Origin of the sequence: Bradyrhizobium sp. 76, from assembly GCF_023073025.1 — a bacterium.
Taxonomy (GTDB): domain Bacteria; phylum Pseudomonadota; class Alphaproteobacteria; order Rhizobiales; family Xanthobacteraceae; genus Bradyrhizobium.
On sequence record NZ_JADPIS010000090.1, the window covers coordinates 654326 to 679220 of the forward strand.

A 24895-nucleotide genomic window follows, 5' to 3' on the forward strand; every position below is an offset into this window, starting at 1 on the left:
GATCATGAGGGTTTCGGCGCTGCTCAAGATCCTCGCTTTGGTTGCTGCGACATGTTTATGGGAGACCCAAGCCATGGCCGTCGACGGACTGATCACGATCAGGAGCAGTTTCGGGCCTGAAGAGACGATGAAGCGGCTGGAAGAGGAAGTGATGGTCAAGGGCCTCACAATATTCGCCCATGTCGATCATGCCGCGGGCGCCGCCGCTGCCGGCCTGCCGTTGCGCCCGACCAATCTCATCCTCTTCGGGAACGCAAGGGGTGGTACGCCATTGATGCAGCAGTCGCAGACCAGCGGCATCGATCTGCCGCTGAAGGCCTTGGTCTGGCAGGACGAGCAAGGTGCGACGTGGCTGTCCTACAACGATCCGGCGTATCTCGCCGGGCGTCACGGCATCGGCGAGCCGGCCAAGGCTGCAATCGTCGCCATGACGGCGGCCCTGCATGCGATTGCGACCAAGGTCACCGCCCCCTAAATTGACGGGACGGCCGTGCGACGCGTGCTCCCTGAGGAGAGATCCATGAACAGCACAGACGGGCAACCGGAATCACCCGCTCCCGGAGACGGCAAGATCGCGAGATGGGCGGTCATAGCGGTGCTGTGCGCTTTCCTCGTCGGTGCCGGCGCGCTCGGCTATCTCGGCTGGTTCAGCACGACGACCGAGGTGCCGGCATCGGGTTATGTCGCACTGGTGCTCGGTGTCGTGTTCTCGCTGGTCGTGGGCATCGGCTTGATGGCGCTGGTGTTCTACAGCAGCCGCAAGGGTTACGACGAACCGGCGGTGCTGATCCGGGAGCCAGAGAATGATTCGGACGAAGACGGCGTCAGCGCAGGCTCCGGTCCACCGACCGAGCCCACTGAGCGAGCCCACTGAGCCGGATGCTCGCATCGAGATGCAGTGTGACGAGGTCGGCGAGGTGATCTTCGCGAAGCCTCGGTGCGCTTAGCCTCGCAAGACCGGGCTCAGCTTCCTGAATCTTTCAACCAGGAGGCAATCGTCTGATTAAGGTAATCAGGCACTTCATGCTGAATGAAGTGGCCAACGTCAGGCACGATCTTGACCGTAAGATTGTCGGGATTTTCAATCCATGACTTTTCCAGATCGATCGTGCTTAGCAAAGCGTGGCTCTCCTCGATTCCGTGCAGATGCAAGACCGGGCATTTGATCACGGCACCGGTGAGCTTCTTCATGGTTGGGTCGAAAAGATTGAGCGCAAGCTGGGAAAACGCGTAGTTGGCTTTGTAATAATTCATCATGGACGAAATGGAAGATTTCGCGAAAGCCTCGACGTATCGACTCCTCACCTGTGGATCGACAACCCAGTATGCCAAATCCTGCGCAGTCAAATTGTCGCCTTTGCCTCGAGCGAAGAAGCGTGTGGCGTAGGCGCTGGCCTTGGCCTGCGCGATAGGGTGGTTCCAAGGGAGCAATTCCCGCGTGATGGCGCCAGGATGAGGAACGCTGAGGACGACAAGTCTTTCGATCAGGTCCGGATTTTGCCCGGCGAATAGCCACGACAAAGCGGCGCCCCAGTCGTGCCCGATCAGGATGGCCTTGCGACCGTTTCTCTCTGCATTGATCACGGCACGGATGTCATCAAGGAGAACCGGAAACTTATAGTTCTCGACGCCTTCCGGCCGATCGCTCAAATCGTATCCGCGCAGATCGAGAGCGACCACCTGATAATCTGCTGAAAATGCCTGGATCTGATTTCGCCAGGAGTACCAGAAGTCAGGAAATCCGTGCACGAACACCATCAGCGGTTTTTGATGGGATCCCATGGTGACGTAGTGGATTTTCGTTCCTGCATTTTCCGCATATCTGTGCAGAAGGTTCGGATCCTTATCGATATCAACCGCCGGCTCGCTCAAAGCGACAGGGATTTTGTTGTGCCAGATGGCATCGCTTGACGTTTCTCCGCAAACGACGCGGCTGGACATCGCAGTGAACATGGCAGCTCCTAAAAGCATCATCGCGCAGGATCTAGAGGCCATCTCGGTGGTCCCGTTCGCTGGAACAATTGCCGAAATCGAAGCTGCTTGAGCCCATTTGAGTATGTCCTGCGCAGCAATCTGTGAGAGCGTAGTACCAGATGTTGCAACTTCTGGAGGTGAACTTGACAGCCGCGACACGGCGGGCGCATTTACTATGGTGATCGCCATAGTATGGCGATCACCATAGCGGTGTCAAGCCGTGCGTGTTATGCTGACGGGATGCCCCGTAAGACTGACGCCCGCGATCGCGCGATTGCCACTGCCGAGCGACTGTTTCGCATCCAAGGCTACACTGCGACGGGATTGAGCCAGATCATCGAAGAAAGCGGCTCGCCCAAAGGATCGTTCTATTTTCATTTTCCGCGCGGTAAGGCCCAGCTCGCAGAAGAAGCAATCGATCATTACGTTGCGACTAGAATGGCTGTGTTGGGGGCGATCTCGGCGAATACGACGGGCGATGCCCTGAGTTTTGTTCGCCAGATTTTCGGCGCGTTCGCGGCCGAGATGGTCGCCTCTGATTTCCAGTATGGATGTCTCATGCAGAATCTGGCGAATGAGCTTCCTGCACTCGACGCTGAACTGACCAAACGGGTCGCGCGCGGATTTGCCGATTCAACCGAGATCGTCGCGGAGCATTTCAGAGGGTGCGGTTTCACGTCCGCGCGCGCATCTTCGACCGCTTCCGCATTGGTCGCTGCCGTCGAAGGCGCACGTACGATCGCCCGCCTGCAACGCACAGCGGCTATATTCGACGCGCTAGCGGATGTGAGTGTCCAGGGGTGGGCGGCCCCGGAGGGGAGACCCGAGGTCAGCTCCCGGCGGCGCGGACGGTAGCTGCAACGGCCGACTTCCTTGCCGTTGCAATGGGCATGAAACGATGTTCACCGCGTCGTTCCAGGCGAGCGGCATCGAATGACATTGACGCGGAATAACGGGCAGTGCTTCCTACCATTGCAAGGACGCGCTTTCGTTGGGGGTGACGGTCGTCCAGCGAAAGTTCCGACCCGGAGTGGCAATGGATTTCGAGCGCAACATAGCCAAGGTCAGCGGAATCGCTGCGGTCTCGACCATCCTCGACGTGGTCAGCCGGACCACCGGCATGGGGTTTACGGCCGTTGCCCGCGTCACCGGGGACAGGTGGATCACATGTGCCTCGCGTGACGAACTTGCGTTCGGGCTGAAGCCCGGTGACGAGCTCAAGGTCGAGACCACGATCTGCCACGAGATCCGGCAGAGCCGTGAGGCGGTTGTCATCGACAATGTCAGCGAAGATGCCGCGTACTGCAAGCATCACACGCCCGCGCAATATGGCTTCCAAAGCTACATCTCCGTGCCGATCATTCTTCCCGACGGTTCATTCTTCGGAACGCTTTGCGCCATCGATCCGAAGCCGCGCAAGCTTCGGACCCCCGAGATCATCGGCATGTTCAAGCTGTTTGCGGAGCTGATCGCGTCTCACCTCGACGCGGCCGACCGTGTCGAGCTGATCGAGAACAGGCTCGCGCTGGAACAACGCAATGCTGAACTGCGCGAGCAGTTCATCGCCGTGCTCGGTCACGACCTCAGAAACCCTCTCGCCTCGATTCAGGGCGGCCTGCGGCTTCTGAACAAGAAGGTCGATGACGAGGGGAAGAACTGGATCAACCTCCTGCAGGGAAGTGTGGCCCGGATGGCGGGCCTGATCGACAATGTCATGGACTTCGCCCGCGCGCGGCTCGGTGCCGGGATGCAGCTCAAGCTGAGAGAACAGGCCCTCGAGCCTGTCATCAAGCAGATCGTTGCGGAGTTCGAGAACGTGCATCCGGATCGCGTCATCGAAACCGTCGTCAGCGTTCCGGGGAGCGTGAGGATCGACGCCGACCGCATAGGTCAGATGCTGTCCAATCTTCTCGGGAACGCGATTTCCTATGGAGCCGCCAACGAGCCGATCAGGGTGCTGGCCCAGGCGACCGGCGCCGGCTTCGACATCAGCGTTGCCAACAAAGGTGCGCCCATTCCGGCGGAAGCGATGCCGCGCCTTTTCACTGCATTCGACCGTGGCGACGTTCTGCCGAACCAGAAAGGGCTCGGGCTCGGATTGTACATTGCCCAGGAGATCGCGCGCGCCCATGGCGGGTTGATCGTCGCGTCGTCGATGCGGGATGAAACGGTGTTCACCGCGTCGCTCCCGGCAACACGGGCCAGCGGTTGAGAAGGCGTGCCAAGCTCTGGTATCTTGCCGTCACCGAGCGTCTCGCCAATTCTCGAGCAATACCATCATGCGCCTGTTTTGCCCGACGGCGCAACGCACCTTGTGTGCCGGCGTTGCTTCTGGCCAGCTACGGTCAGCTGATTTGAGCACACGCGTAAGCCATTGATTTCACAACCCCCGTCTACTGTGCATGGGGTTGTTTTCGCAGTTTTAGTTTTGAGAGGGACTATCCCGCCCCGAACGCGACCGCGACGTTGTAGGTCAGGAGGCTCGCCGCATAGGCCAGCACCAGCATGTAGAAGAAGGTGACGGCCATCCAGGTCCAGCTTCCGGTCTCGCGCCGGATCACGGCCAGCGTGGACGCGCATTGCGGGGCGAAGATGTACCAAGCCAGCATCGACAGCGCGGTCGCGAGCGACCATTTCGTCGCCAGCACCTGGCCGATCTGCTCGGCCGCTTCCTTGCCGCCTTCGATCGCATAGACGGTGCCGAGTGCTGCGACCGCGACCTCGCGCGCCGCCATGCCAGGGATCAGCGCGACCGCGATCTGCCAGTTGAAGCCGACGGGGGCGAGCAGTGGCTCGAGCGCCTTGCCAATGATCGCGGCCAGGCTGAAGTCGATCGCCGGTTCGGTGGCGCCCGCGGGCGGCTGCGGGAACGAGGCCAGGAACCAGATCAGCACCATCATCGAGAAGATCGTGGTGCCGGCGCGGTGCAGGAACATCTTGGCCCGCGTATAGACGCCGATCGCGATCGATTTCAGCCGCGGCATCTTGTAGTCCGGAAGCTCCAGCATGAAAGGCGCCGGCGCATAGTCGCGCAGCATGAAGAATTTGATGAGGAACGAGACGGCCAGCGCGCTGGCGATGCCGACCGCGTAGAGGCCGAACATCACGAGGCCCTGGAGGTTGATGAAGCCCCAGACGTCCTTGGCCGGAATGAAGGCGGAGATGATCAGCGTGTAGACGGGAATGCGCGCCGAGCAGGTCATCAGCGGCGCGATCAGGATCGTGGTCAGCCGGTCGCGCTTGTTGTCGATCACGCGCGTCGCCATGATGCCGGGGATGGCGCAGGCAAAGCTCGACAGCAGCGGAATGAAGGCGCGGCCGTGCAGGCCGGCGCCGCCCATGATGCGGTCCATCAGGAACGCGGCGCGCGCCATGTAGCCGAAATCTTCCAGCAGCAGGATGAACAGGAAGATGATGATGATCTGCGGCAGGAACACGATGACGCTGCCGACGCCTGATATCACGCCGTTCTGCAGGAAGCTCTGCAGCAGGCCGGCGGGCAGGGTGGCGTGCACGAACTCGCCGAGGGAGTCGAAGCCCGAGTTGAGCAGCTCCATCAGCGGCTGCGCCCAGGCGAACACCGCCTGGAACATCACGAACAGGATAGCCGCGAGCACGATCAGCCCGCCGACGGGATGCAGCACGATCGCGTCGATCCGCGCCGTCCAGGTGTCGGGCCGGCTGGGAAGGCTGACGCAATCGGCGATGATGCGGTCGGCTTCGCGCTGGGTGGCGCGCAGATCGGCAACGCTGAGCGCCCGCCAATTGTTCTCTCCCGGCTCGGCGGCGAGCTTTGCCGAAATCTCGTCGGTCAGCGACAGCAGGTCGGCCGTGCCGCCCTTGCGCACCGCGATCGAGGTGACCACAGGCACGCCGAGTTCCTTGGCGAGCCGCTCGACGTCGACAGTGATGCCTCGGCGGGTCGCGATGTCGAACATGTTGAGCACGAGGATCATCGGCCGGCCGGTGCGCTTGAGCTCCAGCAGCAGGCGGATGGTCAGGCGCAGATTGGTGGAATCCGCCACGCACAGCACGAGGTCGGGCAGGGTCTCGCCGGAAGCCTTGCCGAGCACGAAGTCGCGGGTGATCTCCTCGTCCGGGCTGCGGCCGCGCAGGGAATAGGTGCCGGGCAGGTCGACCACGGAGACCTGGCGGCCCAACGGCGTGACGAAGAATCCTTCCTTGCGCTCGACGGTGACGCCGGGATAGTTCGCGACCTTCTGCCGGCTGCCGGTCAGCGCATTGAACAGCGAGGTCTTGCCGCTGTTTGGCGTGCCGACCAGGGCGAGATGAAGTAGGGGCAATTCCATGAAGTTGGGGTCCGGTCGCTTCAGGCGACGATGATGGCCATGGCTTCGCGACGGCGGACCGCGATGGTGATGCTGTCGACCCGCACGGCAATCGGGTCGCGCCCGACCAGCCCCTCGTGCAAAACCTCGACCCGGGCGCCCTCGACGAAGCCGAGCTCGATCAGCCGGCTCTCGAGCTCGATGTCCGAGAGCGCCGAGCCTGCGTCCTTGGGGGAAAGGTGCTGGATGACGCCGGTATAGCCGCGCTGGGCCAGGCCCAGCGGCATCTGCGGACGCGTATCATGGATGTCGGTCATGCCCTGTATTTTCAACGCAGGGCATCGAGGTCAAGCGCGCTCGGTCGCTGAAACTGCACCTTAGAGTGATTTTAAAGTACCAGCTTCGTGACGGAGGCGATTGGCGCCAAGATCGGGCGCCAAGCTCGGCACCAAGACGGCTACTGGGCCGGGACCTTTTCCGCCTGGATGGCGGCCATGGCGCGGCTCTTGAAGTAATCGAGTACGAACAGGCGGATCGCCGAGGACAGATTGCCCTGCTGGCGGTTGCCGTCGATCTCGCCGACCAGCTCGGACAGCGTCATGTTGCGCAGGCCCGAGATCTCCTTCATGCCGTTCCAGAACGCCTCTTCCAGGCTGACGCTGGTCTTGTGGCCGGCGACGACGATCGACCGTTTCACGACGGGCGACTTCATGGCTGCTCCTCGCGATCGATCTGGTGCTGGTCCAGGTGCGCCTTCGCCTGGTCCGCGCGCGTCTCCTCCGCCGACCGCTCCGCCTTCGTGCGGCCGAACTTCGTTCGGTTGGCGTCCGCCTGCTTCGCCGTGGCTTGCCGCTCGGCGCGCTTCCGGAAACGATTCAGGTTGATGACGTTCCCCATGTCGCGTCTCCATCATCCGATCCTCCGTGGGCAGGATGAAACATTCAGAAACTGTGCGCCGCACTGCGCCCAATGAGACTTGATCGCCATTCGCTTGTCCTCGTCAATCGACCCTTGGGCCATCAAACGATGAATTCCGCCCCGTGGGGGCGGAGGGGCTGCGTAACACGCAATCCCGCCGCGACATTGACGGTAATCAAATCCTGTCCTTTAAGCCCTACATTTAATGGAGCTTGGGGCTCCGTATCATTACGGATGGCTATCGGAATTCGGAATTTATCCCGGGCTGGTCATCTTCTCGGGGCGCACCAGGCGGTCGAACTCCTCCGCCGAGACGAAGCCGAGCCGCAGCGCCTCTTCCTTCAGGGTGGTGCCGTTGGCATGCGCCGTCTTGGCCACCTTGGCCGCGTTGTCGTAGCCGATCTTGGGGGCGAGCGCCGTCACCAGCATCAGCGAACGCTGCATCAGCTCCTTGATGCGCTTCTCGTCGGCGCGGATGCCGCTGACGCAATGCTCGGTGAAGGAGCGCGCGGCGTCCGCCATCAGCCGGATCGAGTGCAGCATGTTGTAGGCCAGCACGGGCTTGTAAACGTTGAGCTCGAAATGGCCCTGGCTGCCGGCAACCGTGATCGCGGTGTGATTGCCGAACACCTGGCAGCACACCATGGTCATCGCCTCGCACTGCGTCGGATTGACCTTGCCCGGCATGATCGAGGAGCCTGGCTCGTTCTCAGGCAGCATCAGTTCGCCGAGGCCCGAACGCGGGCCCGATCCAAGCAGGCGAATGTCGTTGGCGATCTTGAACAGGCCTGTCGCGACCGAATTGATGGCGCCGTGCGCCAGCACATAGGCGTCGTTCGAGGCCAGTGCCTCGAATTTGTTGGCGGCGCTGGTGAAGGGCAGCTTGGTAATCCCGGCAACGTGCTTTGCGAACAGTTTTGCAAAGCGCGGCTTCGAATTGAGCCCGGTGCCGACGGCGGTGCCGCCTTGCGCCAGCGGATAGAGCTCCTTCACCGCGACCTTGAGCCGGGCGATGCCGCTTTCGACCTGGGCGGCATAGCCGGAAAATTCCTGGCCGAGCGTCAGCGGCGTCGCGTCCTGGGTGTGGGTGCGGCCGATCTTGACGATCTTTGCGAACTCCTTCTCCTTCTGGCGCAGCGCGCGCAGCAATTCGCCGAGGGCAGGGACAAGATCGGCGGTGATGCGGCTTGCCGCCGCGATATGCATCGCGGTCGGGAACGAGTCATTCGACGACTGGCTCATGTTGACGTGATCGTTGGGATGCACCGGCTTCTTGGCACCGAGCTCGCCGCCCAGGAGCTCATTGGCGCGGTTGGCGATGACCTCGTTGAGATTCATGTTGCTCTGCGTGCCCGAGCCGGTCTGCCACACCACCAGCGGGAAATGATCGTCCAGCTTGCCCTCGATCACCTCGCGCGCGGCGCGGATGATGGCATTGGCGCGGCGCTGGTCGAGCAGACCGAGCTCCTGGTTGGACTGCGCTGCGGCGAGCTTGACGATGCCGAGCGCATGCACGAGCGAGATCGGCATGCGATCGATGCCGATGCGAAAATTCTGGCGCGAGCGTTCGGTCTGCGCCCCCCAATAGCGATCGGCGAGGACCTCGATCGGGCCGAAGCTGTCGGTTTCGGTGCGGGTCGCGGGGCGCGAGGAGCCGTGGGTCTTCGCGCGAGAAGTTTTCGAGCTGGAGGTCTTCGAGCTGGAGGTCTTGGCCATGAGCACATCCATTCCGCCGCACGAAATGCCGCGCGGCCTCATCATGTGCCTCTATATAGGGAGTTTGGCCGCCTGCGACGGGCTCCAGCCCAATCTAGATCATTTCTTGCGGAAACGATCCAATCGCACGACTTCGGCGCCGCCCTGGTTCGGAGCCGCCGGCTCCTCAGTTCCTTCTGCAGGTTCAGTGGCGGGGGGCACCGCGACCGCGGACGGGGCGGGAGTGGCCGGCAATGTCTCGGGCGAGACGTCGGCGACATCGGAGGTGTCGAACTGGAGGCCGAATTTCACGGACGGATCTAGGAAGCTCTTGATGGCGCTGAACGGCACGATCAGCCGCTCCGGAATGCCGCCAAAGGACAGGCCGACCTCGAAGCGGTCCTCGAGCACGGTCAGATCCCAGAACTGGTGCTGCAGGATGATCGTCATCTCTTCCGGATATTGGGCCAGCAGCCGCGACGACAACTTCACGCCCTCGGCCTTCGACACGAAGGTGATGAAGAAATGATGCTCGCCGGGCAGTCCCTGGGACGCGGCGTCGGTCAGCACCTTGCGCAACACGCCGCGCAGCGCGTCGCGGGCCAGCACATCGTATCGGATATGATCGGTCGCCATGGTGGTCCTGTTGCATTCCAGGAGCTGGGCCCTGCCGGCCCGACTCGCCAAGCCGCAATAGTACCGCGCCTGACGGGTCAACAGGAGTCCCCGCGGGGTAGGAAATAAGAGGTAAGTGGAGGCTTCTGTTGCCAGGTGCCTCCGAACCCCGCCTAACGGAGCTTAACCCGTTAGGACTTCAGAATGGTCTTTCAAACTGCGTTACGCAGCCTGAGCAACCGGAGCAAAGTTGTCGTTGGCAACTATTGCATAGCCCGATAACGGCGGAACAATACCGAGAAAAAGAACGCCCTTTACGCCCTCGTCGATCCTATTTCGCCCCCGCCAAAGCCCGCTTTCAGGGCCAGCCCACTGGTGGGCTTTGGTGGAGGCGCCGGGTACCGCCCCCGGGTCCGAATGGTTTATTGCGACGACCGTTTATTTCCATAGCCGGCGAACCGGCACTCCCAATATAGGGGGCAAATGTTTCAAATAACAGGTGTTTCGAGCGATCATTCCGAGGTTCCCTTGGGATAGGTTCCCGGCAGGCTTGGCCGCGTGCCGGCCGGCGTTCTAAGTTCCTGACATGTCCGAGGATTCCGCACCGGCTGCCCAAAAACGAGATCGCGAGCCGGACGGTCCAGCCATCAGTGCTGTTCCGCCGGGCTTGCTCGCGCTGTTCCTGGCCTTCGCCCGGATGTCGCTGGCGGGCTTCGGCGGGGTTTTGGTCTTCGCCCGGCAGGCCATCGTCGAGCAGCACCGCTGGATGACGGCGGACGAGTTCAACGAGACGTTTGCGCTCTGCCATTTCCTGCCCGGGCCCAACATCGTCAATCTGTCGATGGTGTTCGGCGCGCGGCTGCGAGGGATCGCCGGCGGCATTGCCGCCTTTGCGGGGCTGTTGTTGCCGCCCACGCTGATCATGACGGTGCTCGCGATCGTCTACGCCCGGTTCGGCGATGTGGAGGTGCTGCGCCGCATTCTCGCGGGCATCTCCTGTGCGGCCGTCGGTCTCTTGATCGCGGTGGTCTTCCGGATGATGACGCCGCTGCTCAAGCGGCTGGACGCCGTCGCGCTCATCCTGATGCTGGGCGTCTTCCTCGCCATCGGCGTCCTTCGCCTGCCGCTCCAGGTCGTGCTTTTGGTCGCGATCCCCGTCAGCGTCAGCGCCATTTTCCTGATGCGGCGGAAGGTAGCAGCATGAACGCGGAGAACCCGATCTGGGCGCTGATCTCGACCTTCGGTCTGATGTCGCTGTTCGCAGTCGGCGGCGCCGCAGCGGCGGTGCCCGAGATGCATCGCATCGCAGTCGATGTGCATCACTGGATGACCGACAAGCAGTTCGCCGACGCCTATGCGATCGCGCAGCTCTCGCCAGGTCCGAACGTCCTTATCGTCACGTTAATCGGCTATGCCGTCGCCGGCATTCCCGGTGCCCTGGCGGCGACCCTGGCCATGTGCCTGCCCACCGCGCTGCTTGCCTATTATGTCAGCCGGCTCCTCAACCGGCCGAGCCAATCGCGCTGGCTCGGGCTGATCCAGGCTGCACTGGTTCCGCTCTCGATCGGCTTGATGGCGGCGAGCGCCCTGATCCTCGCCGAGTCGACCGATCGCACGCTTGCTGCGCTGCTTCTGACCGCGACGGTTGCAGTGGTCGCATCCGTCTCGCGCATCAATCCACTTTGGATTTTGCTCGTCGGGGGCTTGCTGGGTTTTGCTGGCATTGTGTAATGAAAATGGCTAGGCAGGGATCCGGGCGGGGGCATCGATTTCCAGCCGATTAGAACAACAGTGCTCGTGGCTTACGGGTCGCGGAGGAGACATGCATGGCCGATACGATGGGCCACTCGGCGACAGCCAACCGAAACACCTCGGTGGTGATCAGCTTTTGTCTGCTGGCCATAGCGCCGCAGATCTTCGAATTCATCTGGTCGTTCGGGACGATCTTTGGCTGGGGCGCCGGACGCGGCCCGGCCGCTGTCGTGATCAGCCACGCTACGGCGCTGCTCGCGGGGGCGCCCGGCGCGTTGCTCGGGGCGGTCGGCGGTGACACTAAGAAGGCGTCATCCGACGTGCTGCTGGCGCTGATCTATTCCTATCCGATCTTTGCGGTGGCTATTCTCACGTTCTTCATGACGATCAGGTCGGCGCAGGATTATGTCGGCGGGATCGTGCTGATGGCGCTCGCCCTGTTCGCACTGTGGGCCTCCAGCGATTTGCAGGGGATGCGCGGCTTCTCCTTTGGCGCCGGCACGGCGCCGCGGATGTTTGGCGGACTGCTCGTCGCACTTGGCGCGGGCATTGCGTTGACGGGACTGCTGACCGACGGGCCGAGCATGGCGCACTATGCCTGGCGCGGGCCGCTCTTCGTGATGATCTCGATCGTCTTCTTCGCGCTGGCGATTCGTCCGCTTGGGGTGGTGGTTACGGCATTCTCGAGCTTCCTGATCGCGGCGATGGGCACGCATGAGACGCGCTGGGTCGAAGCGGTCATCGTCGGCGCCTGCCTGACGCTCGGCTGCGCGCTGCTCTTCCCCTACGTGCTCGGACTGCCGATGCCGATGTTCCCGCGCTTCCTGGTTCAGTGAGGGTGTGATGTTCGATCTCTTCCACAATCTGGGCCTCGGTTTCGGTGTGGTGTTTCAGATCTCGTGGTGGTCACCCTGGTGGCTCTACGGTCTGTCTCTGCCGATCTCGATCAACATTCTCATGTGCCTGATTGGCGCATTGGTCGGCACGCTGGTCGGCGTGCTGCCCGGTATCGGCACCGTCGCAACCGTGGCGATGCTCCTGCCGATCACGTTCGGATTGCCGCCGGTCGGCGCGCTGATCATGCTCGCCGGCATCTATTATGGCGCCCAGTACGGCGGCTCCACCACCTCGATCCTGGTCAATATTCCCGGTGAGGCGACGTCGGTCGTCACCGCCATCGACGGCCACCAGATGGCGAAGCAGGGCCGTGCCGGCCCGGCGCTGGCGATCGCGGCGATCGGCTCGTTCTTCGCCGGCTGCGTCGCGACCGTGCTGATCGCCGTGCTCGGCGCGCCGCTGACCAAGCTCGCGCTGGCGTTCGGTCCGGCCGAATATTTCTCGCTGATGGTGCTCGGCCTGATCTTCGCGGTGGTGCTGGCCAAGGGTTCGGTGCTGAAGGCGATCGCGATGATCGTGTTCGGCCTGATGCTGTCGATGGTCGGCTCCGACATCGAGACCGGCGCCTCGCGTATGGCGTTCAACATTCCGGAGCTTGCCGACGGTCTCGGCTTTGCGACGGTGGCGATGGGCGTGTTCGGTTTCGCCGAGATCATCCGCAACCTCGACGCGGGCGCCGAGATGAATCGCGACCTGGTGCAGCAGAAGATCACCGGCCTGATGCCAACCCGGAAGGACCTGGTCGACTCGGCGCCTGCGATCCTGCGCGGCACCGTGCTCGGCTCGATCCTCGGCATCCTGCCGGGCGGCGGCGCGGTCATCGCGTCCTTTGCGTCCTATACGCTCGAGAAGAAGATCGCCAAGAACCCGTCACGGTTCGGCCGCGGTGCGATCGAGGGCGTGGCGGCGCCGGAAAGCGCCAACAACGCCGCGGCGCAGACCTCGTTCATCCCGCTGCTGACACTCGGCATCCCGCCCAACGCCGTGATGGCGCTGATGGTGGGCGCGATGACCATCCACGGCATCGTGCCGGGTCCGCAGGTGATGCAGAAGCAGCCGGAGCTGGTCTGGGGCATGATCGCCTCGATGTGGATCGGCAATCTGATGCTGATCATCATCAACCTGCCGCTGGTCGGAATCTGGGTGCGGCTGCTGCGCGTCCCGTACCGGCTGATGTTCCCCTCGATCGTGATCTTCTGCGCGATCGGCATCTACTCGGTGAACAACGCGCCGGTCGACGTCATCCTGGCAGGCGTGTTCGGTCTGGTCGGCTACTGGCTGATCAAGCACGATTTCGAGCCGGCGCCGCTGCTGCTCGGCATGGTGCTCGGACCGCTGATGGAAGAGAATCTGCGCCGCGCGCTGCTGATCTCGCGCGGCGATTGGAGCGTGTTCCTGACACGTCCGCTGTCGGCCGTGCTGCTGGCGATCGCGGCCTTCCTCCTGGTGCTCACGGTGCTGCCCGCGTTGCGTGCCAAGCGCGACGAGGTGTTCACGGAATCCGAAAACTAGGAGCGCCGCGCCTGCGTCGGCGCGCCGTGGCTCGAACCCAAGCCGGCAAGTTGGCCAGCAGGATCAATCTGATAGACGAGGGGCGGGACGCTAAGTTCCGCCCCTTGTCGTTTGCACCGGGAACGCTCACTTTTCCGGGTATAATGCCCAGGGATGGCGAATCGCCGCTGTCGCAGCGTGGGGGCGGCCGCTAAATTCGCCGCCTCCCCAAAGGCTCACGCACATGCACCAGTATCAGGACCTGCTCGAGCGGATTCTTTCAGACGGCGCCGAAAAAACCGACCGGACCGGCACCGGCACGCTGTCGGTGTTCGGCCATCAGATGCGCTTCAATCTATCTGCCGGCTTTCCGATGCTGACCACCAAGCGCCTGCCGCTGAAGGCGATCGTGCATGAGCTGTTGTGGTTCCTGAAGGGCGATACCAACATCAAATATCTGCGCGACAACGGCGTCACCATCTGGGACGAGTGGGCCGACGCCAATGGCGATCTTGGCCCCGTCTACGGCCATCAGTGGCGCTCCTGGCCCGCGCCGGACGGACGCAGTATCGATCAGATCGCGAACGTCATCGACATGATCAAGCGCAATCCGGACTCGCGTCGGCTGATCGTCTCGGCCTGGAATCCGGCCGAGGTCGACAAGATGGCGCTGCCGCCGTGCCACTGCCTGTTCCAGTTCTATGTCGCCAACGGCAAGCTGTCGTGCCAGCTCTATCAGCGCTCGGCTGACGTGTTCCTCGGCGTGCCCTTCAACATCGCCTCCTACGCGCTGCTCACCATGATGGTGGCGCAGGTCACGGGCTTGAAGCCCGGCGACTTCGTGCATTCGTTCGGTGACACTCATCTCTATTCCAATCATCTGGAGCAGGCGAAGCTCCAGCTCACGCGCGCGCCGCGCGCGCTGCCGGTGATGCGGATCAACCCCGACGTGAAGGACATCTTCTCCTTCCGTTACGAGGACTTTGAGCTCGTCGGCTACGACCCGCATCCGCACATCAAGGCCGCGGTCGCGGTCTGACGCCGATGTCGCTCAATATCCGCCGTGTGCGTCCCGGCGAAGCCGGGCTGGTTCTCGCTTTCATCCGCGAGCTCGCCGAGTACGAAAAGCTTTCGCACGAGGTCGAGGCGACCGAGGCTGACATCGCCGACGCACTGTTCGGCGAGCGACCGCAACTCCATTGCGCCCTCGCCGAGTGGAACGGCGAGCCGGTCGGCTTCGCAGTGTGGTTTGCGAATTTCTCGACGTTCAGCGGCCGCCACGGCATCTATCTCGAAGATTTGTATGTGCGGCCGTCGCATCGGGGTAGGGGCCTCGGCAAGGCTCTGCTCGTGCACCTTGCCAGGGAATGCGTCGAAAACGGCTGGTCCCGGCTGCAATGGGCGGTGCTCGACTGGAACGCGCCGTCGATCGCCTTCTATAAATCCCTCGGTGCCGTCATGCTGGACGACTGGACGCTGTGCCGCGTCACCGGGCCTGCGTTGACGCGGCTTGCCGGGAGCGCGTCCTGATGGAGATCGTCTTCGTCGTCGCGATCGCGGAGAACGGCGTCATCGGCGCCGGCAACGCGATGCCGTGGCGAATGAAATCCGACATGGCGCGCTTCAAGGCGCTCACGATCGGCAAGCCCGTGATCATGGGCCGCAGGACCTTCGAATCCCTGCCCCGGCCGCTTCCCGGCCGCACCAACATCGTCGTCACGCGCGATGCGGATTATCGCGCCGCCGGCGCCATCGTGACGACATCGACTGCCGAGGCAGACGCCATCGCGCGCGGCGATGCCCTGCGGCGTTCGGTCACCGAGATCGCCGTGATCGGCGGCGCCGAAATCTTCCGGCAATGGCTCGATCGCGCCGATCGCCTCGAAATCACGGAAGTGCATGCCCGCCCCGAGGGCGACACGCATTTCGACATCGACAGGGCAGATTGGGATGAGGTTGAGCGCATCCGTCATCCTGCCGGACCCCACGACAGCGCCGACTACTCCTATGTGACATATCGTCGGCGGGCGGGCCATTAACCGCATTTGCCAATGTTAACATTGACTTTTCTGCCCCCGAGCTTAGCTCGGAGGGCGGCGATGGCTGCGTTGTAAGGGACCTGCCTGTCCCCTATAAAGCCGGACCGGACAAAGCGGGCGGGGGGCAATTTCACCCTGCCGAGGAGAGATTCGAATGCCGTGGAAGAATCAGGGCGGTGGCCCATGGGGCTCGGGTCCGAAGGGACCATGGGGCAACGGCCCGCAACCGGTCGGGCCAAGGCCGCCGGATCTGGAAGACCTTCTGCGGCGCGGCCAGGACCGCCTCCAGCAGATCATGCCGGGCGGCTATTTCTCCGGCATCGGCATCACGCTGATTGTGCTGCTCATCGTCGCGTTCTGGCTGCTGTCGGGCTTCTTCCGGGTGCAGTCCGAAGAGCTCGGCGTCGTGCTGCGCTTCGGCAAGCATGTTCGCACCGTGGAGCCCGGCCTGAACTACCATCTGCCCTATCCGATCGAGACCGTGCTGCTGCCGAAGGCACTGCGTGTGTCCACCATCTCCATCGGCATGACGCTGATCGACGATCCGGCGCGGCGCGGCCGCTCCATTCGTGACGTGCCGGAAGAGAGCCTGATGTTGACCGGCGACGAGAACATCGTCGACGTCGACTTCACCGTGCTCTGGCGCATCAAGCCCAACGGCGTCGGCGATTTCCTCTTCAACATCCAGAATCCCGAGGGCACCGTGAAGGCAGTCGCCGAGAGCTCGATGCGCGAAGTGATCGGTCGCTCGCAGATCCAGCCGATCCTGACCGGCGCGCGCAATGTCACCGAACAGGGCGTGCAGGAACTGATCCAGAAGACCCTCGACAGCTACGGCGCCGGCATTCAGATCAGCCAGGTGCAGATGCAGAAGGTCGACCCGCCGGCGCAGGTGATCGACGCCTTCCGCGACGTCCAGGCGGCGCGCGCCAATCTGGAGCAGCTGCAGAACGAGGCGCAGACCTATGCCAACCAGGTCGTGCCGCAGGCACGCGGACGGTCGGCGCAGATCATGCAGGCCGCCGAAGGCTACAGGGAGCAGACGGTCGCCGAGGCCAAGGGCCAGAGCTCGCGCTTCCTGAAGGTTTACGAGGAATACAAGAAGGCGCCCGACGTGACGCGTGAACGGATTTACCTGGAGACGATGGAGCGCGTGCTCGGCGGCTCGGAAAAGCTCATCTATGATGGCGGCCAGTCGGGCCAGGGCGTGGTGCCTTATCTGCCGCTCAGCGAACTGACGACCAAGCGGCCACCTGCAACCGGCCAGCAGACGACCGGAGGCAACCGATGAGATCTCCGGTCACAGGCATCGTCACGCTGCTCGGCCTCCTGCTCGTCGTGATCGTGGGCTACATGTCCCTGTTCACGGTGGCGCAGACCGAGCAGACCATCGTGCTGCAGTTCGGCAAGCCCGTCGACGTCGTCACCGCTCCCGGCCTGCACTTCAAGGCGCCGTGGAATTCGGTGATCAACATCGACAAGCGCATCCTCGATCTGGAGAACCCGTCGCAGGAAGCGATCGCGTCCGACCAAAAGCGGCTCGTGGTCGACGCCTTCGCGCGTTACCGCATCAAGGACGCGCTTCGCTTCTATCAGAGCATCGGCTCGATCCAGGCCGCCAACATCCAGCTCACCACGCTCTTGAACGCGGCGCTACGCCGCGTGCTCGGCGAGGTCACCTTCATCAACGTGGTCCGCGACGACCGCGAGAAGCTGATGCAGCGCATCCGCGATCAGCTCGACCACGAGGCCGACGGCTACGGCATCCAGGTCGTCGACGTCCGGATCCGCCGCGCCGATTTGCCGGAGCAGAACAGCCAGGCGGTCTATCAGCGCATGAAGACGGAACGCGAGCGCGAAGCCGCCGAGTTCCGCGCGCAGGGCGGCCAGAAAGCACAGGAGATCCGCTCCAAGGCCGACCGCGAGGCGACCGTGATCGAGGCGGATGCAAGGTCGCTGGCCGAGCAGACGCGCGGCGTCGGCGATGCCGAGCGCAACCGTCTGTTCGCCGAAGCCTACGGCCAAGACGCGGATTTCTTCGCCTTCTACCGCTCGATGGCGGCCTATGAAACCGGGCTGCGCGCGAACGACACCCGCTTCCTGCTGCGCCCGGACTCGGATTTCTTCCGGTTCTTTGGTAACCCGTCCGGCAAGACGGCGACCACGACGCCAGCGAAGCCGTAAGTGAGACAAGGGCGGCAGGTCTGCCGCCCTTCGTTCAGACAAGAACAGCACAACGGGAGGTTCCAATCCGATGAGGTCCATTGCGTTCACCGACTTCCTCATCGGTTTGGGCATCCTGTTCGTGCTGGAAGGCTTGATGTTCGCGGCAAGCCCGGCCTGGATGCGCAAGGCCATGAAAAGCGCGATGGCCACGCCGGACAATGTCCTGCGGGCGGTCGGTATCGGTTCGGCCGTGGCCGGCCTGGTCCTGATCTGGGTTATGCGACGTCCAATTTAGCCGTCGCACCAACGCCAAAGTGAAGGCGAGGGACCGGTTTTCGCCTTATTGTCCGGGTCTTGAGGCCCGTTAAGGTCCGCGCTTGCGCCATCCCCCCGTTCGAGCGCAGTCTTGACGTCGAATCCTGATTTCCTGGAGATCACAATGACCGCTGCCACCATTGCCCCGACCCGTTTGCGCTTAGGGCTGGCCGCGCTCGCCGTCGGCGTTTTCAGCGCACTCGGCACACCGGCCTATGCGCGCGGACCGGATGGCATCGCCGACGTCGCCGAGAAGGTGATCGACGCGGTCGTCAACATCTCGACCTCGCAGACCGTCGAAGCCAAGGGCGGGGGCGGCGGCAATGCCATGCCGCAACTGCCGCCCGGTTCGCCCTTCGAGGAGTTCTTCGACGACTTCTTCAAGAATCGCAAGGGTCCCGGCGGCGGCAGCAAGGGCGGCGAGAATAGCCCGGCGCCGCGCAAGACCAACTCGCTCGGAAGTGGCTTCATCATCGACACATCAGGCGTCGTCGTCACCAATAACCACGTCATCGCGGACGCCGACGAGATCAACGTCATCCTCAACGACGGGACCAAGATCAAGGCCGAGCTGGTCGGAGTCGACAAGAAGACCGACCTTGCCGTGCTCAAGTTCAAGCCGTCGAAACCGCTGGTGTCGGTGAAGTTCGGCGATTCCGACAAGCTGCGCCTCGGCGATTGGGTCGTCGCGATCGGCAATCCATTCAGCCTCGGCGGCACCGTGACGGCCGGAATCGTCTCGGCGAAGAACCGTGACATCTCCTCAGGTCCCTACGACAGCTACATTCAGACCGACGCCTCCATCAACCGCGGCAATTCCGGCGGTCCGCTGTTCAACCTCGATGGCGACGTCATTGGCGTCAACACGCTGATCATCTCGCCTTCCGGGGGCTCGATCGGCATCGGCTTCGCCGTACCGTCGAAGACGGTGGCGGGTGTCGTCGACCAGCTCCGCCAGTTCGGCGAATTGCGCCGCGGCTGGCTGGGCGTGCGCATCCAGAGCGTCACCGACGAGATCGCCGAGAGCCTCAACATCAAGCCGCCGCGGGGCGCGCTGGTTGCCGGCGTCGACGACAAGGGCCCGGCCAAGCCGGCCGGCATCGAGCCCGGCGACGTCGTCGTCAAGTTCGACGGCAAGGACGTCAAGGACCCCAAGGATCTCTCTCGCGTGGTCGCCGACACCGCGGTCGGCAAGGAGGTCGATGTCGTCATCATCCGCAAGGGTCAGGAGGAGACCAAGAAGGTCATGCTCGGCCGGCTGCAGGATCCCGACAAGGTGCAGGCCGCAGTGAAGACCGACGAGCCCGCACCTGAAAAGACCGTGACACAGAAGGCGCTCGGCCTCGATCTCGCGGCGCTGAGCAAGGATCTGCGTACGCGCTACAAGATCAAGGACAGCGTCAAGGGCGTGGTCGTCACCAATGTCGACGCTAATTCGGATGCCGCCGAGAAGCGCCTCTCCGCCGGCGACGTCATCGTCGAGGTGGCGCAGGAGAGCGTCTCCAGCGGCGCCGACATCCAGAAGCGGGTCGACCAGCTCAAGAAGGACGGCAAGAAGTCGGTGTTGCTGCTGGTTTCCAACGCCGACGGCGAGCTGCGGTTTGTCGCGCTGAGCGTGCAGTAGGCGCGGCGCAGTTCCGTAAGGTGGGCAAAGCGAAAGCGTGCCCACCACTTTTCCACCACTGCTGCAAGGGTGGTGGGCACGGCGCCAATGCGCCTTTGCCCACCCTACAGCAGTTGGGCGTGCGGTAAGACTTACGCCTCCACGAACTCCTCGCGTCGATACCCCTGCGCGTACAGCAGCGCGGTGAGATCGCCATGATCGATCCGCGCCGCTGCGGCAGCAGCCACCGCCGGCTTGGCGTGATACGCCACGCCCAGGCCCGCCGCCTGGATCATCGCGAGATCATTGGCGCCGTCGCCGACTGCCAGCGAGTCGATGTCGTCGAGATCGAACGACTCCATCAGATCCACCAGCGTCGCGAGCTTTGCCGCGCGCCCCAAAATCGGCTCCTTCACCTCGCCGGTGAACTTGCCGTCGCGGACGACGAGCTCGTTGGCCCGGTTCTCCTGGAAGCCGATCCTGGTGGCGACCGCGCTGGTGAACAGCGTGAAGCCGCCGGAGACGAGGCAGGCATAGGCGCCATGGGCGCGCATGGTCGCGACCAGTTCGCGACCACCCGGCGTCAGCGTAATGCGCTTGGCCAGCACCTCGTCGACGGCACTGGCGGGGAGGTCCTTCAGCAGCGCAACGCGCTCGCGCAGCGCCGGCTCGAACTCGACCTCGCCGCGCATCGCGCGTTCGGTAATGGCTGCCACATGGGCCTTCACCCCGACGAAATCGGCGAGCTCGTCGATGCATTCCTGGCCGATCATGGTGGAATCCATGTCGGCGAGAAAAAGCTTCTTGCGCCGGAAGCCGACTGGCTGCACCACGATGTCGATGGGCAGGTCCCCGCGAAGCTCGCGGAGCCGCTGTTCGATGGCGTGACGGTCGCCTTCGAGGTTACTGTCGGCGCCGAAGGGGATGTCGACTGCAACCCCGTCGAACAGCCAGTGCGCGGGAGCCGCCTGTGGCAGCACGGCGCGGGCGCCGTCGACGATGGTCGAGTCGAGCGCGGGATTATTCGGGTTGCAGATCAGCGTGGCAACGAGGGACATTTGAGGTTTTCGTGAGCGAGAGGCAAGTCGGCAGAAGGCATGTTGGCAAGGCGGTGCTTATCGCAGGCCCGACCGCCAGCGGCAAGTCGGCGCTGGCGCTCGAGCTTGCGCTCGCTGCGGGCGGGGTCGTGATCAATGCCGATTCCATGCAGGTCTATCGCGACCTCCGCATCATCACCGCGCGCCCCACAGATGGCGACGAGGCGCAGGTGCCTCATCGCCTGTACGGCCATGTCGATGCGGCCGTGAATTTTTCGGCTGGCGCCTGGGTGGGCGACGCGGCCAAGGCGCTCGAAGAGGCGCAAGCCGAAGGCCGCCTGCCGATCTTCATCGGCGGCACCGGGCTGTACTTCAAGGCGCTGACGGCGGGCCTTTCCGTGGTGCCGCCGATCCCTGTCGAGGTGCGCGAGGACGTCCGGTCGCGGCTGGAGCGGAACGGCGTGGAGGCGCTGCACGCAGAACTTGCGGCCTCCGATCCGCGGGCGGCCGAGCGATTGAACCTTCGCGACCGCACGCGCATTGCGCGCGCGCTCGAAGTGGTCGAAGCCACCGGCCGTTCGCTGCTGGACTGGCACGATGAGGGCCAGCCGCCGCTCTTGCCCAAGGACAGTTTTCGCGCGGTGTTCCTCGCGCCCGAGCGCGACGAGCTCTATGCGCGCATCGACGCCCGCTTCGATGCCATGTTGGGTGCCGGCGCGCTGGAGGAGGTCGAGCGTCTCGCTGCCCGAAACCTCGATCCGCTGCTGCCGGCGGTGAAAGCTCATGGCGTGCCGGCCCTGGTCCGGCATCTGCGCGGTGAGCTCAGCCTGGAGCAGGCGGCCACCATCGGCCGCGCCGACACCCGCCACTACGCCAAGCGGCAGTTCACCTGGTTCCGGCATCAATTGCCCGAATTCGAGTGGGTGAAGCCGGAGGAGATTCGGGGCTGGCTGGCGGCGATCGTGAACGCGGCACAGGACCAAGGCTGACACGCTTTTGTGCCTCCGCTCCCGAATTTACCTCTCGCCCAACCCCGGGAACACCGCTACACTGCCAAAATCGCGCGGGAACGGCTGCATTGCCTTGACATCGGGGCGCCGGCCGTTATGTTTCGCGCAACCTTTGGGAAGCTGGGCGCCTGCCATGCGTAACATTATTACCAAACTCCTTATCGCCGTCGTACCCAGGCACACCGCCGGGGGTGGCTAGCTGCCATCCACATGACAGGCGGTGTGCATGGGCCCTCTTCGGGGCCTTTTTTATTTTCGAAAACCCGACACGAACGAAGCCGCTGACAACAGCGCATCCGGAGCAAGCCAATGAGCGACAAGAGCCACGATCCGAACCAGATGACCGGCGCCGCGATGATCGTCCGCGCGCTCATCGATCATGGCGTGACGGACATTTTCGGCTACCCCGGCGGCGCGGTCCTCCCGATCTACGACGAGATCTTCCAGCAGAGCGAGGTCCAGCACATCCTGGTCCGCCACGAGCAGGGTGCGGGTCACGCCGCCGAGGGCTATGCGCGTTCGACCGGCCGGCCCGGCGTTGCACTGGTGACCTCCGGTCCCGGCGCCACCAACATGGTGACGCCGCTCACCGACGCGCTGATGGACTCGATCCCGCTGGTCTGCATCTCCGGCCAGGTGCCGACGCATCTGATCGGCAACGACGCGTTCCAGGAATGCGACACCGTCGGCATCACGCGCCCCTGCACCAAACACAATTGGCTGGTGCGCGACGTCAACGATCTCGCAAAGGTGCTGCACGAGGCCTTCTACGTTGCGACCACGGGGCGACCGGGCCCGGTGCTCGTCGACGTGCCCAAGGACGTGCAGTTCGCGACCGGCACCTATCATCCGCCGCGCAAATCCGACGTGCATCGCTCCTACGCGCCGCGGGTGAAGGGCGATGCGACGCAGATCCGCAAGGCCGTGGCGCTGCTCGCAGGCGCCAAGCGCCCCGTGATCTACAGCGGCGGCGGCGTGATCAATTCCGGCCCTGAAGCCACCAGGCTGCTGCGCGAGTTGGTCGAGGTCACCGGCTTTCCGATCACCTCCACGCTGATGGGCCTCGGCGCATATCCCGCCTCGGGCAAGAGCTGGCTCGGCATGCTCGGCATGCACGGCACCTACGAAGCCAACATGACCATGCATGATTGCGACGTCATGCTGTGCGTCGGTGCGCGCTTCGACGACCGCATCACCGGCCGCGTCGATGCGTTCTCGCCGGGCTCGAAGAAGATCCACATCGACATCGATCCGTCCTCGATCAACAAGAACATCCGCGTTGACGTGCCGATCATCGGCGACTGCGGCAACATCCTCGGCGACATTCTCCAGGTGTTCAAGGCGGAGGCGAAGAAGCCCGACATCAAGGCGTGGTGGCAGCAGATCGCGCAGTGGCGGGCCCGCAACTCGCTGTATTACAGGAAGAGCAACGACGTCATCCTGCCGCAGCACGCGATCCAGAGCCTGTTCGAGGCGACGCGCGGCAAGGACACCTACATCACCACCGAGGTCGGCCAGCATCAGATGTGGGCTGCGCAGTTCTACGGCTTCGAGGAGCCGCATCGCTGGATGACCTCGGGCGGTCTCGGCACCATGGGCTACGGCTTGCCGGCCGCGGTCGGCGTGCAGGTTGCCCATCCCGACAGCCTCGTCATCGACATCGCGGGCGATGCCTCGGTGCAGATGACCATGCAGGAGATGTCGACGGCGGTGCAGTACGAACTGCCGATCAAGATCTTCATCCTGAACAACCAGTACATGGGCATGGTGCGGCAGTGGCAGCAGCTGCTCCATGGCAACCGCCTGTCGCATTCCTACTCGGAGGCGATGCCGGATTTCGTCAAGCTCGCGGAAGCCTATGGCGGCGTCGGCATCCAGGTGCACAAGCCCGGCGATCTCGACGGCGCCATCCAGGAGATGATCTCGGTCAAGCGTCCGGTGCTGTTCGACTGCCGCGTCGCGTCGCTGGAAAACTGTTTCCCGATGATCCCCTCCGGCAAGGCGCACAACGAGATGCTGTTGCCGGAGCAGGCGAACGACGAAGCCACCGCAAAGGCGTTCGCCGGCGGCAAGGCGCTGGTGTGATGTGATGTTCGACCTGAACGAGCTCGAACGCGCGCATGCGATCGTGGGGCGAGCGGTGCCGCCGACGCCGGCGCACGCCTGGCCGCTGCTCAGCCAGCGGCTCGGCACGCAGATCGTGGTCAAGCACGAGAATCATACGCCGACGGGCGCCTTCAAGGTGCGCGGCGGGTTAGTCTATCTCGATCGGTTGAAGCGCGAACGGCCGAACATTCCGGGCATCATCTCGGCGACGCGCGGCAATCATGGTCAGAGCCTCGCCTTTGCGGCGAGCCGCCATGGTGTGCCTGCCGTGATCTATGTGCCGCGCGGCAATTCGGTCGAGAAGAACCGCGCGATGAAGGCGTTCGGCGCCGAGCTCGTTGAGCATGGCGAGGACTTTCAGGCCGCACGCGAGGAAGCCGGGCGCCACGCGCAGTTCGCCGGGCTGCACATGGTGCCGTCGTTCCATACGGACCTGGTGCTGGGCGTGGCGACCTATGCGCTTGAATTGCTCCGGGCCGCGCCCGATCTCGACATCCTCTATGTGCCGATCGGGCAGGGCTCGGGGATCTGCGGCTGTATCATGGCGCGCGATCTGCTCGGCCTGAAGACCGAGGTCGTCGGCGTGCAATCGACCGAGGCGCCGTCCTACGCGCTGTCGTTCGCGGCCGGTCATGTCGTGACGACCGAGACCAGCAATACGCTCGCGGACGGCATGGCGACGCGGATTCCCGATCCTGAAGCGCTCGCGGTCATCCTCAAGGGCGCCTCGCGTATCGTCCAGGTGACGGACGATGAGATCGCGCTCGCGATCCGTGCGCTCTGGACCGACACGCACAATCTCGCCGAAGGCGCCGGCGCCGCCGCGCTCGCCGCAGCGCTTCAGGAAAAGACCAAGCTACAGGGCAAGCGCGTCGGTCTCGTGCTGTCCGGCGGCAATATCGATTTCGATCTGTTCCGCGGTTGGGTCGGCACGGAAGCGCCGGTCGCTCGTCGGGCGACGGCGTAACGACGAGAATGAAGGGGACGA

Annotated in this window: 26 protein-coding genes and 1 other RNA gene; 18 read left to right on the forward strand and 9 right to left on the reverse strand. The window is 63.7% G+C overall.

The annotated features are described in order from the left end of the window. Positions 1–4 precede the first annotated feature (4 nt). Positions 5–475 (forward strand): DUF302 domain-containing protein, encoded by a 471-nt coding sequence (locus tag IVB48_RS19680; protein WP_247401986.1) that lies wholly within the window; start codon positions 5–7, stop codon positions 473–475. A gap of 45 nt (positions 476–520) precedes the next feature. Then, on the forward strand, positions 521–874 hold the full coding sequence (locus IVB48_RS19685; RefSeq protein WP_247288069.1) for a hypothetical protein: 354 nt from the start codon (positions 521–523) through the stop codon (positions 872–874). A gap of 89 nt (positions 875–963) precedes the next feature. Here the strand turns inward: IVB48_RS19685 and IVB48_RS19690 are convergent, their stop codons facing one another. Continuing rightward, entirely contained in the window at positions 964–2163 is a 1200-nt protein-coding gene (locus IVB48_RS19690) for an alpha/beta hydrolase (RefSeq protein WP_247401988.1), read from the reverse strand. A gap of 51 nt (positions 2164–2214) precedes the next feature. Between IVB48_RS19690 and IVB48_RS19695 the strand changes: the two genes are divergently transcribed. After that, complete coding sequence (locus IVB48_RS19695; RefSeq protein ID WP_247288300.1) at positions 2215–2829, forward strand: TetR/AcrR family transcriptional regulator; 615 nt, start codon at positions 2215–2217, stop codon at positions 2827–2829. Positions 2830–3010: 181 nt separating this feature from the next. After that, positions 3011–4186, forward strand: a complete 1176-nt coding sequence (locus IVB48_RS19700) for a GAF domain-containing sensor histidine kinase (RefSeq protein WP_247401993.1) — start codon at positions 3011–3013, stop codon at positions 4184–4186. A 226-nt stretch (positions 4187–4412) separates the two neighbouring features. Here IVB48_RS19700 and IVB48_RS19705 read toward each other — a convergent pair whose 3' ends face one another. The 7 genes from IVB48_RS19705 to ssrA all read right to left on the reverse strand — a co-directional run bounded on the left by IVB48_RS19705 (position 4413) and on the right by ssrA (position 9993). After that, the gene (locus IVB48_RS19705) at positions 4413–6284 is read right to left on the reverse strand and encodes a ferrous iron transporter B (RefSeq protein WP_247401996.1); all 1872 of its coding nucleotides are present in this window, start codon (positions 6282–6284) and stop codon (positions 4413–4415) included. Between the two features lie 20 nt (positions 6285–6304). After that, entirely contained in the window at positions 6305–6580 is a 276-nt protein-coding gene (locus IVB48_RS19710; RefSeq protein WP_007600961.1) for a FeoA family protein, read from the reverse strand. A 140-nt stretch (positions 6581–6720) separates the two neighbouring features. Then, on the reverse strand, positions 6721–6975 hold the full coding sequence (locus IVB48_RS19715) for a ribbon-helix-helix domain-containing protein (RefSeq protein WP_007600962.1): 255 nt from the start codon (positions 6973–6975) through the stop codon (positions 6721–6723). Then, the gene (locus tag IVB48_RS19720) at positions 6972–7160 is read right to left on the reverse strand and encodes a DUF4169 family protein (protein WP_027570789.1); all 189 of its coding nucleotides are present in this window, start codon (positions 7158–7160) and stop codon (positions 6972–6974) included. The genes IVB48_RS19715 and IVB48_RS19720 overlap by 4 nt, the downstream gene beginning before the upstream one ends. 276 nt (positions 7161–7436) lie before the next feature. Then, complete coding sequence (fumC, locus tag IVB48_RS19725) at positions 7437–8909, reverse strand: class II fumarate hydratase (protein ID WP_247401999.1); 1473 nt, start codon at positions 8907–8909, stop codon at positions 7437–7439. An 87-nt stretch (positions 8910–8996) separates the two neighbouring features. Continuing rightward, complete coding sequence (locus IVB48_RS19730) at positions 8997–9512, reverse strand: ClpXP protease specificity-enhancing factor SspB (RefSeq protein ID WP_247402002.1); 516 nt, start codon at positions 9510–9512, stop codon at positions 8997–8999. A 114-nt stretch (positions 9513–9626) separates the two neighbouring features. Further along, positions 9627–9993, reverse strand: a transfer-messenger RNA (tmRNA) gene (ssrA, locus tag IVB48_RS19735). A gap of 84 nt (positions 9994–10077) precedes the next feature. Here ssrA and IVB48_RS19740 point away from each other — a divergent pair. The 11 genes from IVB48_RS19740 to IVB48_RS19790 all read left to right on the forward strand — a co-directional run bounded on the left by IVB48_RS19740 (position 10078) and on the right by IVB48_RS19790 (position 19775). After that, on the forward strand, positions 10078–10695 hold the full coding sequence (locus IVB48_RS19740; RefSeq protein WP_247402006.1) for a chromate transporter: 618 nt from the start codon (positions 10078–10080) through the stop codon (positions 10693–10695). Continuing rightward, positions 10692–11222, forward strand: a complete 531-nt coding sequence (locus IVB48_RS19745; protein ID WP_247402009.1) for a chromate transporter — start codon at positions 10692–10694, stop codon at positions 11220–11222. The genes IVB48_RS19740 and IVB48_RS19745 overlap by 4 nt, the downstream gene beginning before the upstream one ends. Positions 11223–11317: 95 nt before the next feature. After that, positions 11318–12079: a tripartite tricarboxylate transporter TctB family protein gene (locus IVB48_RS19750; protein WP_027570793.1), complete on the forward strand. Its 762-nt coding sequence runs from the start codon at positions 11318–11320 to the stop codon at positions 12077–12079. A 7-nt stretch (positions 12080–12086) separates the two neighbouring features. Further along, positions 12087–13652, forward strand: a complete 1566-nt coding sequence (locus tag IVB48_RS19755) for a tripartite tricarboxylate transporter permease (protein ID WP_027519542.1) — start codon at positions 12087–12089, stop codon at positions 13650–13652. Between the two features lie 223 nt (positions 13653–13875). After that, positions 13876–14670, forward strand: coding sequence for a thymidylate synthase (locus IVB48_RS19760; protein ID WP_007613362.1), 795 nt, complete (start codon positions 13876–13878; stop codon positions 14668–14670). Positions 14671–14675: 5 nt separating this feature from the next. Beyond that, complete coding sequence (locus IVB48_RS19765) at positions 14676–15161, forward strand: GNAT family N-acetyltransferase (protein WP_247402011.1); 486 nt, start codon at positions 14676–14678, stop codon at positions 15159–15161. Next, positions 15161–15670, forward strand: coding sequence for a dihydrofolate reductase (locus IVB48_RS19770; RefSeq protein WP_247402013.1), 510 nt, complete (start codon positions 15161–15163; stop codon positions 15668–15670). The genes IVB48_RS19765 and IVB48_RS19770 overlap by 1 nt, the downstream gene beginning before the upstream one ends. Positions 15671–15824: 154 nt before the next feature. Next, on the forward strand, positions 15825–16961 hold the full coding sequence (gene hflK, locus IVB48_RS19775; protein ID WP_247402015.1) for an FtsH protease activity modulator HflK: 1137 nt from the start codon (positions 15825–15827) through the stop codon (positions 16959–16961). Beyond that, the gene (locus IVB48_RS19780; protein ID WP_018454336.1) at positions 16958–17854 is read left to right on the forward strand and encodes a protease modulator HflC; all 897 of its coding nucleotides are present in this window, start codon (positions 16958–16960) and stop codon (positions 17852–17854) included. Before hflK ends, IVB48_RS19780 begins: the two co-directional genes overlap by 4 nt. Positions 17855–17924: 70 nt before the next feature. Continuing rightward, a complete protein-coding gene (locus IVB48_RS19785; RefSeq protein ID WP_007600979.1) occupies positions 17925–18131 on the forward strand; it encodes a DUF2065 domain-containing protein in 207 nt (68 codons plus the stop codon). A gap of 144 nt (positions 18132–18275) precedes the next feature. Then, positions 18276–19775 carry a Do family serine endopeptidase gene (locus IVB48_RS19790; RefSeq protein ID WP_247402017.1) on the forward strand — a complete coding sequence of 500 codons (1500 nt, stop codon included), beginning with the start codon at positions 18276–18278 and terminating at the stop codon, positions 19773–19775. 131 nt (positions 19776–19906) lie between these two features. On the opposite strand, the gene serB is transcribed toward IVB48_RS19790, so the two are convergent. Then, positions 19907–20812, reverse strand: a complete 906-nt coding sequence (serB, locus tag IVB48_RS19795; RefSeq protein WP_027570798.1) for a phosphoserine phosphatase SerB — start codon at positions 20810–20812, stop codon at positions 19907–19909. Between the two features lie 11 nt (positions 20813–20823). Here serB and miaA point away from each other — a divergent pair, with 11 nt between their 5' ends. The 3 genes from miaA (at position 20824) to IVB48_RS19810 (ending at position 24874) form a co-directional block, all read left to right on the forward strand. Further along, complete coding sequence (miaA, locus tag IVB48_RS19800) at positions 20824–21780, forward strand: tRNA (adenosine(37)-N6)-dimethylallyltransferase MiaA (protein ID WP_247402019.1); 957 nt, start codon at positions 20824–20826, stop codon at positions 21778–21780. 330 nt (positions 21781–22110) lie between these two features. Next, on the forward strand, positions 22111–23886 hold the full coding sequence (locus IVB48_RS19805; RefSeq protein WP_027570800.1) for an acetolactate synthase 3 large subunit: 1776 nt from the start codon (positions 22111–22113) through the stop codon (positions 23884–23886). Between the two features lie 4 nt (positions 23887–23890). Continuing rightward, positions 23891–24874, forward strand: a complete 984-nt coding sequence (locus IVB48_RS19810; protein ID WP_247402021.1) for a threonine dehydratase — start codon at positions 23891–23893, stop codon at positions 24872–24874. Positions 24875–24895: the final 21 nt, after the last annotated feature.